At 37.7% G+C, this 16,269-nt stretch carries 10 protein-coding genes and 2 pseudogenes; 8 read left to right on the top strand and 4 right to left on the bottom strand.

Annotated features, from left to right (window positions below; translation table 11 throughout):
• Nucleotides 1-113: 113 nt before the first annotated feature.
• On the top strand, nucleotides 114-2,375 hold the full coding sequence (locus CA730_RS19330; protein WP_096669764.1) for an amylo-alpha-1,6-glucosidase: 2,262 nt from the start codon (nucleotides 114-116) through the stop codon (nucleotides 2,373-2,375).
• Nucleotides 2,376-3,153: 778 nt separating this feature from the next.
• A complete protein-coding gene (locus CA730_RS19325) occupies nucleotides 3,154-3,840 on the top strand; it encodes a hypothetical protein (protein WP_096669762.1) in 687 nt (228 codons plus the stop codon).
• A gap of 143 nt (nucleotides 3,841-3,983) precedes the next feature.
• Here the strand turns inward: CA730_RS19325 and CA730_RS19320 are convergent, their stop codons facing one another.
• Nucleotides 3,984-7,190 (bottom strand): glycoside hydrolase family 15 protein, encoded by a 3,207-nt coding sequence (locus CA730_RS19320; RefSeq protein WP_096669760.1) that lies wholly within the window; start codon nucleotides 7,188-7,190, stop codon nucleotides 3,984-3,986.
• 35 nt (nucleotides 7,191-7,225) lie between these two features.
• Here CA730_RS19320 and CA730_RS19315 point away from each other — a divergent pair, with 35 nt between their 5' ends.
• Nucleotides 7,226-8,014, top strand: a complete 789-nt coding sequence (locus tag CA730_RS19315; protein WP_172891217.1) for a sulfite exporter TauE/SafE family protein — start codon at nucleotides 7,226-7,228, stop codon at nucleotides 8,012-8,014.
• Nucleotides 8,015-8,101: 87 nt separating this feature from the next.
• Nucleotides 8,102-8,209: pseudogene (locus CA730_RS19310) on the top strand (DUF2887 domain-containing protein); the annotation flags it as partial.
• A 93-nt stretch (nucleotides 8,210-8,302) separates the two neighbouring features.
• On the opposite strand, the gene CA730_RS26150 reads toward CA730_RS19310, so the two are convergent.
• A complete protein-coding gene (locus CA730_RS26150; RefSeq protein ID WP_269076483.1) occupies nucleotides 8,303-8,437 on the bottom strand; it encodes a hypothetical protein in 135 nt (44 codons plus the stop codon).
• Between the two features lie 446 nt (nucleotides 8,438-8,883).
• Here CA730_RS26150 and nifJ point away from each other — a divergent pair, with 446 nt between their 5' ends.
• From nifJ to CA730_RS19295, 3 genes and pseudogenes are all read left to right on the top strand, one after another.
• On the top strand, nucleotides 8,884-12,441 hold the full coding sequence (gene nifJ, locus CA730_RS19305; RefSeq protein ID WP_096669756.1) for a pyruvate:ferredoxin (flavodoxin) oxidoreductase: 3,558 nt from the start codon (nucleotides 8,884-8,886) through the stop codon (nucleotides 12,439-12,441).
• Nucleotides 12,442-12,488: 47 nt separating this feature from the next.
• Nucleotides 12,489-12,785 carry a hypothetical protein gene (locus tag CA730_RS19300; protein WP_096669754.1) on the top strand — a complete coding sequence of 99 codons (297 nt, stop codon included), beginning with the start codon at nucleotides 12,489-12,491 and terminating at the stop codon, nucleotides 12,783-12,785.
• Nucleotides 12,786-12,788: 3 nt separating this feature from the next.
• Nucleotides 12,789-13,193 (top strand): annotated as a pseudogene (locus tag CA730_RS19295) (PIN domain-containing protein).
• Between the two features lie 258 nt (nucleotides 13,194-13,451).
• Here CA730_RS19295 and CA730_RS19290 read toward each other — a convergent pair.
• Nucleotides 13,452-14,813, bottom strand: coding sequence for an NAD(P)/FAD-dependent oxidoreductase (locus tag CA730_RS19290; RefSeq protein ID WP_096669752.1), 1,362 nt, complete (start codon nucleotides 14,811-14,813; stop codon nucleotides 13,452-13,454).
• A 199-nt stretch (nucleotides 14,814-15,012) separates the two neighbouring features.
• Between CA730_RS19290 and CA730_RS19285 the strand changes: the two genes are divergently transcribed.
• Nucleotides 15,013-15,249, top strand: coding sequence for a DUF6737 family protein (locus CA730_RS19285; RefSeq protein WP_096669750.1), 237 nt, complete (start codon nucleotides 15,013-15,015; stop codon nucleotides 15,247-15,249).
• A 6-nt stretch (nucleotides 15,250-15,255) separates the two neighbouring features.
• On the opposite strand, the gene CA730_RS19280 is transcribed toward CA730_RS19285, so the two are convergent.
• Nucleotides 15,256-16,263 carry a sodium:calcium antiporter gene (locus CA730_RS19280; protein WP_096669748.1) on the bottom strand — a complete coding sequence of 336 codons (1,008 nt, stop codon included), beginning with the start codon at nucleotides 16,261-16,263 and terminating at the stop codon, nucleotides 15,256-15,258.
• Nucleotides 16,264-16,269: the final 6 nt, after the last annotated feature.

Here is a 16,269-nt window from a genome sequence, read left to right as displayed (position 1 = left end):
TCTAATTAATAAGGTATACATTTATAGAAATTCATTGTCTTTGATTTAATTACTTTTCTCTTTTAACAGTATTGATTTGAGCAAACTTATACCTGTATAGGTAACTTTGGCTAATGACACCGGATACATTGATGACTCCAGAAACAATTGTCCTCGACAACAGAACTTTTACTCCCGCAGACCAAAAAGAGATTTCCGAATGGCCTTGTGTTGTCAGTCAAAGACCACAGCCAACCATTACAGTTAAAGATGATGATTTATTCCTGGTGACAGATACGATGGGGAATATTTCCGATTGTTACCTTTATGGTAGCACTCCTAGTATGGGGATGTTTTGCCGTGATACAAGGTTTTTGAGTCGTTTGGAGTTACAGATTGAAGGGCGATCGCCTATACTATTGAGTAGCAACGCTGACAAAGGATTTGCCCTCTCGGTTTTATGCACCAATCCTGATTTAGACAATCTTTTCAAGGCTGATACTGTGGGTATTCGTCGAGAACTGGTTCTGAATGGGGCATTATTTGAAGAAATAGAAGTTGCTAATTACAACACTACCAGCATTGTTTTTGAATTGAGTCTGAGTTTTGAAGCTGATTTTGTGGATTTATTTGAAGTCAGAGGTCATCACCGCCAAAAACGGGGAAGACTTTTACACTTAAATGAATTAACATCTGATCATGTTGTACCTGTCTCTTCTCAATCGTACAAAGAAGAATCTCTTACCCTAGCGTATCAGGGCTTAGATGGTTCGATTATGGAGTCTCTAATTCAATTTCAGCATTTGCAACCAAATCGGTTTCACGGTTATACGGCAGTTTGGCGGATAGAATTGGCGGCTCATGAAACTAAAAAGTTAGGTTATCGGCTAAATATGTTCACTGATAATAAACCTAGCTCTACTATCAGTGCTGCCTCTACTTTATCACAAGCAAAAGCCGCTGAATTAATGGAGGAGCAAAATTGGTTGCAGCAAATTACCCGGATTAGCTCCGATAAAAGTATTTTTAATCGCGTCATTTCGCGGGCTGAACAAGATATATATTTGTTGCTTCAGTCCTTTGGCAAACATAAAACTGTTTCTGCTGGAGTCCCTTGGTTTTCCACTTTATTTGGTCGAGATTCCATCATTACTGCGTCCCAAACCTTGATGTTGAATTCCAAAATTGCCAAAGAAACCTTGCTACTATTGGCAGAATATCAAGGTCAAACGGATAATATTTGGCGGGAAGAAGAACCGGGTAAGATTTTACATGAACTGCGGTTGGGAGAAATGGCGAGATGTCAAGAAATTCCCCACACACCCTACTATGGTACGGTGGATGCTACGCCGCTGTGGTTAATGTTGTATGCTGAATATTACAGTTGGACTCATGATCAAGAAACCTTAGAAGCACTGTGGCCAAATGCTTTGGCGGCTATGGGTTGGATTGATCGTCAAATCCAAGAAACGGGTTATCTCAGCTATGCTCGCAAATCTAAAGGTGGTTTAATTAACCAAGGTTGGAAAGATTCTGGTGATTGTATTGTCAACCGCAAAGGGGAATTAGCCATTGGTTCTATTTCTCTGTGTGAGGTGCAAGCTTATGTCTATTCGGCGAAAAACCGCCTTGCAGAAATTGCCAAAATTCAACAACGTCCAGATTTAGAAGAACTTTGGCAAAAAGAAGCTAGACAACTTAGGGCTAAGTTTAACCAAGATTTTTGGTTAGAAGATGAAGATTTTTGTGCTTTGGCTTTAGATGGAGAAGGTAACCCAGTAGATAGTATTAGTTCTAATCCTGGTCATTGTTTAAATTTGGGGATATTTACCTCTGCAAAAGCCTATAGTGTGGCGGAAAGACTGCGGGCTGCGGATATGTTCAATGGTTGGGGAATTAGAACTTTAAGTAGTTTGTCCCCTGCTTATAATCCAATGGGTTATCATACTGGTTCAGTTTGGCCTCATGATAATTCTATGATTGCAATGGGATTGCGATCGCTCGGTTTAATTGATCAATCGCTGGAACTATTTCAAGGGTTATTCAACATGACCTCCCAGCAACCCTATCAACGCCCCCCAGAACTATTTTGCGGCTATGAAATGAACGGTGATAATTCTCCCGTCCAGTATCCCGTTGCTTGTACTCCCCAAGCCTGGGCTACAGGTAGCATTTTTCAACTATTGCAAATGATGGTGAATTTAGTCCCAGATGCACAGAATAATTGTTTGCGAATCATTGACCCCGCCTTACCAGAATCAATTAACAATTTATCTTTTCATAACTTGCGTATTGGTGGCACAATTTTAGATTTAGAATTTGAACGAGTTGGTAACACTACCGCTTGTCGAGTTGCCAAAAAACGCGGTAACTTGCGCGTCGTCATTGAAGCGTAAATTCGCAAAATTTGAGAATATTCTGTAGGGGTGGAGTTTCCCCGCCCTCAATTATACTTAGCCCCCTCATCGCTTGCGGGGAGGGGGTTGGGGGAGGCTCACAAGGGTAGGTTTTTAATATTGTCTGTGAAGGCAAGACTGGGAAGACTTGGAGGGAACGTAGACAAGGAAGATTTTATCCGCACAATAGTCTTTTAACGGTGTGTTATTGTTGCCAAAAAACATCATCCTGTAGGGTTTTCCTCCCTTGTCACCTTGTCCACCTTGTCGCCCAAGTCTTGCCCTCACCAGAATGTAAAAAACCTACACCTGTCAGGTTGGGGGAGGGGTTCTTGTACCTCATAAAACTGAGAAGTATTGTATTACATCAATTGTGATCACCGCCATAGCAAAAGTTAATTAAACTTTCATCTGTACTTGATGTTAGCTTTATTTTTCGTATGTTAGACTTGCCTAAGTTCTAGAAACTCAGCACCCAGTATTTTTTGGGGTAATCACATAGAACAGGTTTTCAGGGATTTTGATGAATTTTGTCCATCTAGGATAACTCAATCTTCAAGCAGATCATCAGTAATCATTTGTCTGTTGCCATCAAGCACAACAATTACAAAAATAATCCGGGCTGTCAATTTACTTGGCTCAATGAATTTGAATTGGGCTAACTTTATATAGCTTTATTGTAGTTTTGCTGATGAATATTTGTAGCATCCTAACTAAATACGTCTTCTATCTAACATCTCAAAAACGTCTTTTCCAAACTATTGAGGTTGATTAATTCATGGTTACTAGTATTAGACAAACCGTTCGCGGAATAGTTTTTACAAATCGCCACTTAGCAAGACTTTACTATTTTTTGAGTTTTTCTCGCCCAGTTTTACCACAATGGGTTGGTGCTGATTACTACCGCGAAAAATCATCCTGGGAATTACAACCAGAGCGTTGTCCATGTGATCTTGAATTAGTTGAATATTTACAAAAGCATAATATTCAAGATCAAACTATCTTCCATTTTGGAACAGGCTCTCATCATATTCTAGGATTGGAAAATCATAAATTTTCTCAACCAAATGAAATTATTGGGATTACCGCTTCTGCACCCGAACATCAAGAATATGTCCGATTATCTCTTAAAGATCGTCTACTGTCCAAGTATTACAAAGTTCTCTGCACAGATATATACACCTTGACAGATCGTTCTTTACCTATGCTCGATGTAATTTCTCTGTTTCATCTAGGCGAATTTTATATGCCTGAAGAAGCACCTTTTTTGCATCATAATGAAGAATCTCTTCTAGCGATGTTTCTGAGTAAACTCAATCCCAATGGCAAAATTCTCTTCTATACAAAATCAATTGGTTGGGGTCATGCTCAACCAATAATTGAATCATTTGTAAAACAGGGAAAAATGCACAAGATTGAAGAATACAAGAATTTATTGGTGTATGCCAAATGTAGTTTAAACTGAACCAGATAGCAATAAGCAGTGGAACAGAATTAATTAACTACACAATTGATTTTTCTGTTCCCTGCGATGCACTGAGCCTGTCGAAGGGTCGAATTGTTCCCTGTTATCGGTTTTACGAGAAAAGTGCTGGAAAAGCTTTGAGTTTAAACATCTTCAACAAACTCCGTCAAGAATCTAAACGCCTTCAAAATATAATTGGCGCAATCTTGGGGAGAACTATTATAAAATGATGGCCATGCACTGGCTTTATCTTCATCATAATAATTGCTACGATGGGGATGAATTTCTAACCACGCTAACCGGACTGCGTGACCGATTAACACATCCAAAACTATATATTCCTCAATTTGCAAGCTAGGGTTATTAGCCACGATTGTAGCCAATTCCATCAAGGCTTCTACATTAACTTGGCGATATTCTGGAGCTTCAATTTTATTCAGCAAATGTTCAACTAACAAAGCAAAATTTCTTTCTCCTGCTGTCATTTCGGAAAGCATAATTTCACTTTCTAACCGATTTCGGCGTTCCAATTTATCGCCAATAACTAAACCTTTGCAATGCTGCATTAATAGCCAAACTTGTTTAAAAAAGTCTTTAGGTACACGATTTAATGCCCCTTCTGCTTGACGAAATCTGCGCCAACCATCAGGAGGAACTTCCGTTTCTTCACTAATTGTAGGTAACACAACCCAAGCAATATCACTTTCTTTTTGTTTAACGTGCAATGATTCCTGTTGACGTAATAAACTACTCACCCCACTATATCCAGTTAACACTTGGCGCAAACGAATTTTTACTTCAAAAGGTGAAAGCTGCATTAATTTTTCATAAGCTTCATCTTGGGTAAGGATGAATTCTCTAGCTATGTCGCTAGTAATTAAAAGAATCAAATAACCAACTCTTAATGTAATAAATCCGCGAAATAATTCTGGTTCTGACTTGATTAACACACCAAGATAAATGAGAATTTCTTGGGTTAAAACTCTATCACGGATATCCTCACGACAAAAGTTATTAATTTTCTCAGTAATCTCACTTCCAGATATAGGAACAACTATCAGAGAAGCTTGACTATAAGCCCTTCCAACTGCAATTTGCTTACCTTGAACCAAAATACTCGTTATCGCGTCTGATAAGCCAATATCCAGCATTTGGCGTAAACCCGCAGCCCGTCGCACCACCGCCCACAGCCCTAAATCCCCGGCTTTAGTATAAACTTCATCGAGCAAATCCGCTACAGTGACAGCATGAGTAGGACCTGCATAGCCCGTATCAAATTCTAAACCCTGTAACCGAGTTAAAGTTTGCAGTAATTCAATTTGCTCATAAATATTTTCTGATGATCGCAAATATTCTAATAATGAATCTGAGTTAGTTTCGCATTCCATTTGGAATTCTTGAGTATGTCCCAAAGACCAACTTTTTTCTAAATGAGAAGTCAGGTAATAACAACGGATACCTCTATTTGCAACTGCTGATTGAGAGAATTGTGCATTTGACAAAAAATCAATTCTTTGCAATGCGGCTGTCAGCATTAATTGATTCAGTTTTCCTAATTTTACCTGGACTCCATTACAAATACCATCTTTGAGTTCTTGCATTAATTCTAATAATGCCTCAGAACCAGTTTCTAGCATAGTTCGAGTAATCATTAAACTCAAAGTCGGACGACCTAAGTCACTCCAATATTTTTGAATATAAGCCAATTCACCTCTAATTTGATCTACCAAAAAATGATAATCAAGAGTTAAATAAAACTGTTGAGAATCTAAAAATGATGGTAAAAAGATAACTGTTTGCTCTCGAATCCGAAAGAATCTTGATATCGTTAAACTTCTCAGTCTTCGCAAAGGACGACCCGTTAAACCCAATTGATCATTTCTACCAATTTGCGTATAAATTTGGGAAAGTTCTTCAGATTTCCGAATTTGAATTGGTGCAACTTGGGTAGGAGTTTGGGTTTCAATTCCATATACTTCTAATTGCGTTTGTAGAGCTTCGTCTTCTGCTATTAAAGCAATTTGAACTAAAGCACTGCGCTGTTTTCCGACGTTTAAATGTCTTCCTAAAGGATCAATATCTCCCAATGAGATTAAGCCTTCACTTAACATTTCACCCAAATAATATAAGCTTTGCGCCCAAACCAAAGGAATATTTTCATTTGGTAATCTTAACTGAGACTGAGGATTTAATTTCTCAGCTTCTATATTTTCTTCTGGAACATAATAAACTTCTGGTAATAGCTGTAACCCATTCTGTTGTACCAACAATGATTGTAAAAGTTGCCGATATTTTTCAACTTGTGCTTGTTCACTGCGAAATAATCCATCCAGAACTAAATAAGTGAAAAATAATGGCCATTCACACTCAATATGCTCAAATTCTTTAAGCTCACCAGGTTCATAGTGTAAACGTTCAGAATCTTCTAAAACAGTTTGATGTCCATCTCGCAAAAACCGTTTACAACCATATTTTCCTTCGAGTTTATTAATGATTTCATTAAATGTGCGTTCTCGCAATGCCTCATCTTTCACAGCAAAAGCGGGATAACTAATAATACTTAACAACGCCGCATCAATTTCCTTAGAACCTGATTCTCTGGGTAATAATGATTCTAAAGTAATTCTGGCTCTAGCAATTTCATCTGGTAAAACATGAATTACTGATGCTTGACTACCATGAACACCAAATAAGTTTAATCCATTTATAGATTCTAAAGCTGCTTTAGCCATTCCTAAAGAACTAGCATTTAATTCTGCACTACCATGATTAATTTTATTCCCCCGTTCCCAAATCCCAAAATCTGGTGTTCTGTAAGCTCGACCAATATAATAAACTAGGTTTTGGACAAAGTTCACTTCATCCAACGTAAAAATAATTGATAATCCACTGACGGTCATTTGTGCCAACATCAATAAAAATATAGATGTAGCGTCAAGTTGTAAATGTCCCCATTCATCATCACCGACAACTATATCACCTGTAGCTGTATTGTATTTGGCGTGAAGTCCATCTAATAAAGATTGTGTATGTTTAAATGTTTCGACTTTATGGGCTTGTCTCATCATAGAAAATAACAGCCCACGCATTAATTTAACCACACTATGTTCTAGTTCATAAGTTCGCCCATGATCATGATCTGATTTGCGATAGGCTAAAGCTAAACCCCAAACTGCTAAAATACTATACACATTATCTCGCACCCAGGCATCTGTATAATCGCCATGCGCGGTAATAGCGGTACTCGCTGGTAATAAACCAGTAATGGGGTTTTGACGCGCTAAAATAATTGTCTTGATTTGCTGATAGTAAAAATCCAAGCGAGTTGGTGGTGTGGTAGATTTGTTCATTGTGCCGTTTTTAAAGTGTAAGTTTGGAGATGGGAATGGGAAATATTTGGGCGTTTAGTTGGGGTGCTTTGGTAGGCGTTTTGGGTGGATTAATCGGTTTGGGTGGCGCAGAGTTTCGTTTACCTGTACTAATTAGCATTTTTAATTATCGCACTCTTCCGGCAATTATTATCAATCTCGTTGTCAGTTTAGTTACTGTTATCTGCTCGTTTGTTTTTCGCAGTGGTGTCATTGGTATTGAAAATGTTGTTGCTAACTTTGCCATAATCATCAACATTTTAGCAGGATCTCTGATTGGTTCTTACGTTGGGGTTTATTACGCTACGCGGATTAATGAACGAATTTTAAATCGGGTTGTTGTGATTTTTCTGGTTTTGCTAAGTGTTGTGCTAATTGGGCATAATTTTATATTTAGTGTTGGTAGTTTACAATTGCCAAGTTTGTTGAGAATCAGTATTGGATTTGTCGCGGGTATTGTGATTGGCATATTTAGTAGTATGCTTGGTGTAGCTGGTGGTGAGTTGATTATCCCCACAGTGATTTTGTTATTTGCAGTTGACATCAAATTAGCAGGAAGTTTGAGTCTGGCAATTAGTATTCCTACTATTATGATGGGTTTATTTAAATTCAGAAGTCAGCAACGATTACAGGAAGTTAAATCAGACCAAAAATTTATTGTTTTTATGGCTTCTGGTTCAATTCTTGGGGCTTTTATTGGCAGCAATTTATTGAGTTATATATCAAGTTATTTACTATATTTAATTTTAGGGATCATTCTTTTATTATCAGCCTTTAAATTAGCAAAGCATCAGCCAGCTAGATAATATTAATCTTCTAGACAATAAATAAAAAAGTTGTATAATTCATCCTATGGCTGTATATAACAATGATCCAAAGGAGAATCTTTTTCTGACCGACTGTATGAGCGGTTATTTGGGGAGTTATTTCTCTATTTTTACAGAAATAGGGAACGTTTTCAAGATTGGCAAGCGGTGTTAATTTATCCAACTCGGAGTAGCGTTGCGTACGCAGCGAGTATTTTTGATTAATTCCGCCCTGAAGGGGCGGGGCTTGTACCGAAAATTCCCAATCCAAAATCTAAAATCCAAAATCTAAAATTTTTCGGTGATAACATCATCTAAACATTGAGATTGAGAATTACGTTGACTGTTATTCTTTCCAGATATATTTAACTCACTCTTTAGGCGTAATAGTTCAATTTCAATTTCAGGATCTCGATAAGTCATAATTGATATTGATTGGGTGTTAATACAGGAGATTAACTTTAAATTATACTGTAAAACCTTGTATAACTGTCAACTATCTTGCCCAAAAACTTCCCGCACCTCCACCCCATGACAATCATTTAACTTTGATAAATCAAAGATTATAGATATTGAGTACAACATTAATATTGATATATCCAGAAGATTGACTATTTGCTATAATTAAAATATTGGCTAAAAGTCAGAATAATTCATGAGTAATAATTGATAATTAATAAAACTGTAGAAAATATCACAAATTAACTTCCTGACTTTAGCTGTTTTCAATGCTTATCTTTTTGGTTTCTCTGCATAGATTAGTAAGGTGCGTCAGACGTTAAATCATACTTAAATTCGACTATTTATCAATCTGACGCACCCTACGGAAAAATTGAAACAACCAGAAAAGAGAGACAGGAAGGAAAATCATGCCCAAATCTTATGCCACAATTGATGGTAACGAAGCTGTTGCCCGTGTAGCTTACAAATTAAATGAAGTAATTGCTATTTATCCGATTACCCCATCTTCAAATATGGGTGAATGGGCTGATGCTTGGATGTCTGAAAATAAACCCAATTTATGGGGTACAGTTCCCAGTGTTACCCAAATGCAAAGTGAAGGAGGGGCTGCTGCTGCGGTCCATGGGGCATTACAAACGGGGGCATTAAGTACAACTTTCACCGCTTCTCAGGGATTATTATTAATGATTCCTAACTTGTACAAAATTGCGGGAGAATTAACCAGTTTTGTCATTCATGTTTCTGCCCGTTCTTTAGCTACCCATGCTTTATCTATTTTCGGTGATCATAGTGATGTTATGGCAGCTAGGGCGACAGGTTTCGCTTTTTTATGTTCTGCTTCTGTGCAGGAAAGTCATGATTTTGCTTTAATTTCTCATGCAGCAACTTTGGAAGCAAGAGTGTCATTTATGCACTTTTTTGATGGGTTTAGAACTTCCCATGAAGTGCAGAAAGTTGAGTTGTTATCTGATGAGGATTTACAAGCTTTCATTCCCCAATCTTTAGTATTTGCACATCGTCAACGCTGCTTAACTCCAGATAAACCAGTATTACGAGGAACGGCACAAAATCCTGATGTTTATTTTCAATCTCGTGAAGGTGCAAACCCTTATTATGATGGTTGTGCTGATATTGTTCAAAAGATTATGGATAAGTTTGGAGAACGCACAGGCAGATATTACAAACTCTATGAATATCATGGCGCACCTAACGCAGAAAGAGTAATTGTAATTATGGGTTCTGGGTGTGAAACTGTCCATGAAACTGTGGATTATCTCAACAATCAAGGGGAAAAAGTTGGAGTTATTAAGGTGCGGCTTTTCCGTCCTTTTGATGTTGCCAGATTTATCGAATCATTACCAAATAGTGTCAAATCTATTGCTGTTCTTGATAGAACAAAAGAAGCCGGAAGTGCGGGAGAACCTTTATATTTAGATGTGGTGACAGCTATTTATGAAGGTTGGAAAAAAACTACATTCCCTAAAATTGTTGGGGGCAGATATGGACTGTCTTCTAAGGAATTTACTCCAGCAATGGTGAAGAGTATTTTTGATAATCTGACTCAACTTAAACCCAAAAATCATTTCACAATTGGGATTAATGATGATGTCACTTTCACTTCTTTGAATTTTGATGCCAATTTCTCTACAGAACCAGATCATGTGGTTCGGGCAATGTTCTATGGTTTAGGTTCAGATGGTACAGTAGGGGCAAATAAAAACTCCATCAAAATCATCGGTGAGGGAACAGAAAATAATGCTCAAGGTTACTTTGTTTATGATTCTAAAAAGTCTGGTTCAATGACAGTTTCTCACTTGCGATTTGGAACGGGAACAATTCGCTCAACTTACCTGATAGACAAGGCTAATTTTATCGGTTGTCACCATTGGGGATTTGTGGAAACTATTGATATTTTAAAAGCTGCTGCACCGGGAGCAAGTTTGTTGTTAAATAGTCCTTATGATGCTGATCAAGTTTGGGAAAATCTACCTCCAAAAGTCCAACAGCAAATTATTAACAAGAACCTGAAAGTTTATACTATTAATGCTAGTCAAGTGGCAAAAGATAGTGGTATGGGACACAGAATTAACACTATCATGCAGGTCTGTTTCTTTGCTTTAGCGGGGGTATTGCCAGAACAAGAAGCTATTAGTAAAATCAAACAAGCCATAGAAAAAACCTATGGTAAAAAAGGTGCGGAAGTTGTCAAGATGAATTTGAAAGCCGTAGACAACACCCTAGAAAATCTGCATTCTGTAAATGTAGAGACGTTCCATGGAACGTCTCTACAAAATAACGCAAGATTTCTACAAAATAATCCACCCAAATTTGTCGAGAATGTTCTTAGCAAAATCATGGTTTGGGAAGGTGATGATTTACCCGTCAGTGTTTTACCTGCTGACGGAACTTTCCCCAGTGGAACTGCAAAATGGGAAAAACGCAACGTTGCAGAGGAAATCCCCGTTTGGGAGGCTGATGTCTGCGTTCAATGCGGTAAATGTGTGATGGTTTGTCCTCACGCTGCTATTCGCGCTAAAGCTTATCAACCGAGTGAGTTAGTCAACGCACCTATAACTTTCAAGTCCACTAACAGCAAAGATAAGAGCTTTGCTAACCAGAAATTTACAATTCAGGTAGCCCCAGAAGACTGTACAGGCTGCGAAATTTGTGTGAGTGTCTGTCCTGCCAAAAACAAGGCAGAACCCACCCGCAAGGCGATTAATATGAGTCCGCAGTTACCGTTGCGAGAACAAGAACGGGAAAATTGGAATTTCTTTTTGAATTTACCAAATCCTGACCGAAAAACTTTGAAAGTAAGTCAAATCCGACAACAACAATTGCAAGAACCATTGTTTGAATTTTCTGGTGCTTGTGCTGGGTGTGGAGAAACGCCCTACCTTAAATTATTAACACAATTATTTGGCGATCGCTCACTCGTTGCCAACGCCACCGGCTGTTCTTCCATTTACGGTGGAAATCTCCCCACAACTCCTTGGAGTCAAAACGCTGACGGAAGGGGTCCGGCCTGGTCTAATAGTTTATTTGAAGATAACGCCGAATTTGGTTTTGGTTATCGTTTATCTATAGACAAACAAGCGGAATTTGCAGCAGAATTATTGCAACAATTAAGTAGTGAAATTGGCGATAATTTAGTTAATGCCATTCTCAAAGCTGAACAAAAAACCGAAGCTGATATTTGGGATCAACGGGAAAGAATCGTCATTCTCAAACATAAATTAGATGAGATTTCAGAAACTACAAACGACGCAAATCTCAAATCCAAAATCCAAAATCTCAAATCCCTCGCTGATTATTTAGTCAAGAAGAGTGTGTGGATAGTTGGGGGTGATGGTTGGGCGTATGATATAGACTTTGGTGGTATTGATCATGTGATTTCCACAGGTCGCAATGTGAATATTTTGGTGATGGATACAGAAGTTTATTCTAACACCGGAGGACAATCTTCTAAAGCTACTCCCAAAGCCGCAGTTGCTAAATATGCGACGGGTGGAAAACCTGCACCAAAGAAAGATTTGGGTTTAATGGCGATGACTTATGGTAATGTTTATGTGGCGAGTGTGGCATTAGGTGCGAAAGATGAACATACACTCAAAGCATTTTTAGAAGCGGAAGCTTTTGATGGTCCATCAATCATAATTGCTTACAGTCATTGTATTGCTCACGGGATTGATATGACCAAAGGTTTACATCAGCAAAAGGCGTTAGTAGACTCAGGAAGATGGTTGTTATATCGCTATAATCCGGCATTACAATCACAGGGGAAAAATCCCCTCCAATTGGATATGAAAGCACCTTCTGAGTCGGTGGAAAAGTCCATGTATCAAGAGAACCGGTTTAAGATGTTGACGAAGAGTAAACCGGAAGTGGCGAAGTTGTTGTTAGAACAAGCGCAAGCTGAAGTAAATGCACGTTGGGAAATGTATCAATATTTAGCGAATAGGTAATTTAGATCCCCGACTTCTTAGAGAAGTCGGGGATCTGAGGAAATATTATGTTATCAACAGAACTTCAACAAGAATCAATGAAAACAAGAATTGAGAGAATTGTGAATATTTTGATGGAAAAACGTCCTTTATTTAAGGAAGAACTGAATGAGGAGGAAATGATTCAGCATTTATGTAACATATTTCAGAAAAATTTATCTATTGAGGAGTTTAATATTATAGAAGATCAAGACTTAAAAAAACGTTGTAGCGGTATTTTGTCTGTAGAAATGCTGTCAGGATTGTTAGATGATTTAACTCCTGAACAAATAGCTATTTTTGACGAAGCAGTTAAAAGGAAATAAAAAATGACTTATTTATTAGATACCAACATTGTTTCTTTTACTATCAAAAATAATCTCATAATTAAGGAAAGATTAGAAGAGTTGCGTTCACAAGAACAATTAATATCTATTAGTTGCATTACTTATTTTGAGGTTAAAAGAGGTTTGTTTGCAGTAAAAGCAAGTAAACAATTAGAAAGATTTGATGATTTTTGTAAGGATTTTCAAATCATTTTCTTAGATGATTTAGCAATTTTGTAAAAAGCAGCAGAAATTCATGCAAATCTTAGATTAAGAGGATTACCAATCCAAACAGAAGATATTTTAATTGCTGCAACTGCTATTGTTAAAGGATTTATTCTGGTTTCTAATGATAGCGATTTATTGAGAGTTGAGGGATTAAGTTTAGAAAATTGGTTACAGGAATAAGTTTTGTGGCAATACTTGTCGGTTAAGCTCAAAAAATAGAATTCTGTAGGTTGGGTTGAGGAACGAAACCCAACATTTATAAGCATTTGTTGCGCTGTCGCTTAACTACAAAAACTCTTAACCGAACAGTATTGAGTTTTGTGGGCATTTGGTGAGAATAATTCAATGCAAAAAAAATAAATCCCCGACTTCTCTGAATAGTCAAGGATTTGGGTTTCAAGTGTTTTTAGTTGAGCTACTTACTGCTAACGACAAATACTAGAGATTGACTGGCTGCTTATTTTTGTTAGGTTGGGAATCACTGCTATTGTTAACAGGTTGTGTTGCTAAAAAAGCGTCTTTACCTGTAATCAATCGAGAGCGACGATTACGAGTAATATAATTCCAAGCCCACTGAATTACTACTACTAGTTTAGTGTCAAACTCAATCAAGAAATAGATGTGAATTACTAGCCAAAATACCCAAGCAATGAAACCTGTAAGTTTGATGAAGCCTAAATCTACAACGGCTAAATTTTGCCCAATCATTGCCAAACTACCCACATCATTGTATTTAAATTCCGGTAAAGTACGACCTTGAAGCCGTCGTTTGATGAGTTTACCTACATACTCTCCTTGTTGTTTAGCTACGGGGGCAACACCAGGTAGGGGTTTACCATTTTGATAGGAGAAATTAGCTAAGTCTCCAATTACGAAAATGTTTTTATAATCCTTGATAGTCAAGTCAGGTTCTACAATTACTCTGGCAGAGAAATCGCATTCTACATCTGTGCGTTCTGCAAGGATTTTTCCCAAAGCTGAACCTTGTACACCTGCTGCCCACAGGATGGTTTTTGAGGGGATTTCTGTCAATTCACCGTTTTGCTTGAAAGTAACAATGTCATTTTCAATATTTGTGACTCTGGTTTGAGTGTGAATAACCACACCCAACTTTTGTAAAGATTCTATTGCTACTTGCGATAATTCTGGGGCAATGTGTGGGAGAATGCGATCGCCCCCTTGCAATAGTAAAATTTTCGTTTCTGTGGTGTCAATGTTACGAAAATCTTCTTTGAGGGTTTGGTATGCTAACTCTGCGATCGCACCAGACAATTCTACACCAGTTGGACCCCCCCCCACAATCACAAAAGTTAACAAAGCCTGACGTTTTGCTGGATCACTTTCTTTTTCTGCGGCTTCAAATGCTGAAAATATCTGCCGACGCATTTCTATCGCATCTTCCACAGTTTTCAAGCCAGGGGCAAATTCTTTCCAATTATCCTTACCAAAATAGGAATGATTAGCACCAGTGGCTAGAATTAATGTATCATAATGTACGGATTCATCACCAAAAATAACTCGTTGCGCTTTGGGATCAATATTATTTACTTCTCCTAACAATACCTTTGTATTCTTACTTTTGCTGAATACAGATCGTAGTGGTGCAGAAATATCCGAAGGTGATAGCGTACCTGTGGCAACTTGATATAAAAGCGGCTGAAATAGGTGAAAATTACGTTTATCAATGAGAGTAACATTTACCTTCGCATTCGCAAGAGCCTTGGCTGCATACAGTCCACCAAAGCCACCACCAACAATAACAACCTCATGTGGTGCATTCTTCTCACGGGGAACAACCATAAACCATATTTCCTTTTGTTAAGAGTCATGTAACCTTTCTTAACAAATATGTAACAATATTATAATACATTTTGCCGTCTATTTAGAACCCTTGAAAAAATACTAAAAGTAGTCAAAGTTACGAATAAATTATTATGGAAAAATATGAGGATAAATGCTGATATAATATTCCTAGTAAATTCTATTTTATTATCCAAAAATGTCTGAACAACAAACAATTAGTCCTTGGAAATATAAACCTTGGTGGTGTCAACCTTGGTCAATTATACTCACTGCTGTTACATTAATTAGCGGTAGTTGGTTAATATTTAAAATTATTTGGGTGACAATTTTAGTAGCTATTCCATTATTAATTTGGATGGGATTTTTTCTGTTAATTTGGCCACAAATAATGATTCGTAGTGGGGTTTTAGATAATTTGCAAAAAAATCCTTAATTCCCATCAAAATATATCCCGGTAAATCACGTACATTGCGCCAATATAGAGGACAACTAGAGTTAATCCATCCCAGGTAATGTACATTCGTGAACCACTGACAGCATGGTAAATTAGCCCATTAATAGCTACTGAAGTCATAATCATGGCAACAATAGCAGTAAATATATGTATCTGACTGATGTTTAACCAAAGATTACCTTGTAAATACACCAAATCATAAACGCCCAAAATTGCTAAATTGGTGATATTAGAACCAAAAATATTGGATACTGCTAAATCAACGGCATTAAGTCGAATAGCAGCTAATGATGCTACTACTTCAGGAAGGGAAGTGGCTGTAGCTAAGAGAATTGCACCAATAAAGCTTTGTCCTAATCCAGTTACCTCTGCAACTCTATCACCTAAAAATGCCAACCAAATACCGAGAATTACAATTATGACTGAGAGGAAAATAAACCTCAGATATGCTTGTTTTGAGGTAATATGTTGATATTGAAAAGCCTCAATTTCTTCCTCTAGCACTTGTGCGCGTCGTCTCATCTCAAATTGAGCAATCATGCGGGCGCTCAACCAATAGAGCCAGAGTAAGATAATACTAGGGATACCCACCCATCCTACAGCTAAATTCATTTCTGTTTTCGCTAGGAGTATTCCTAGAGTCGTCACACCTAGCATGACACAGCCCAAACTAGCGGCTAATCCATGACTAATCTGCGCTCGCTGTAGTACGGGTTCAGGTCCGTTGTAAATATCAAGTAATGCCAAAATGAGTAAATTAAAGAGACAACTGCCCAAGATGCCCCCTACAGCTAGGTCTGGAGAGTTAAACAGAATAATGGCACTTGTCCCTGTGGCTAGTTCCGGCAAAGATGTGACACCTGCTAAGAGAATTGTTCCTACCCAAGTTCGTCCCATTCCGGTTTTTTCTGCTAATATATCGGCACTTTGGGAAAGTGATGAGCCGATGAAAATTACTAAAGTAATACATATAATAACTTGGAGAAATAGCATGATTAT

This window comes from Dolichospermum compactum NIES-806 (assembly GCF_002368115.1).
Taxonomy (GTDB): Bacteria; Cyanobacteriota; Cyanobacteriia; order Cyanobacteriales; family Nostocaceae; genus Dolichospermum; species Dolichospermum compactum.
This window is presented reverse-complemented; position numbering and strand designations above follow the sequence as displayed.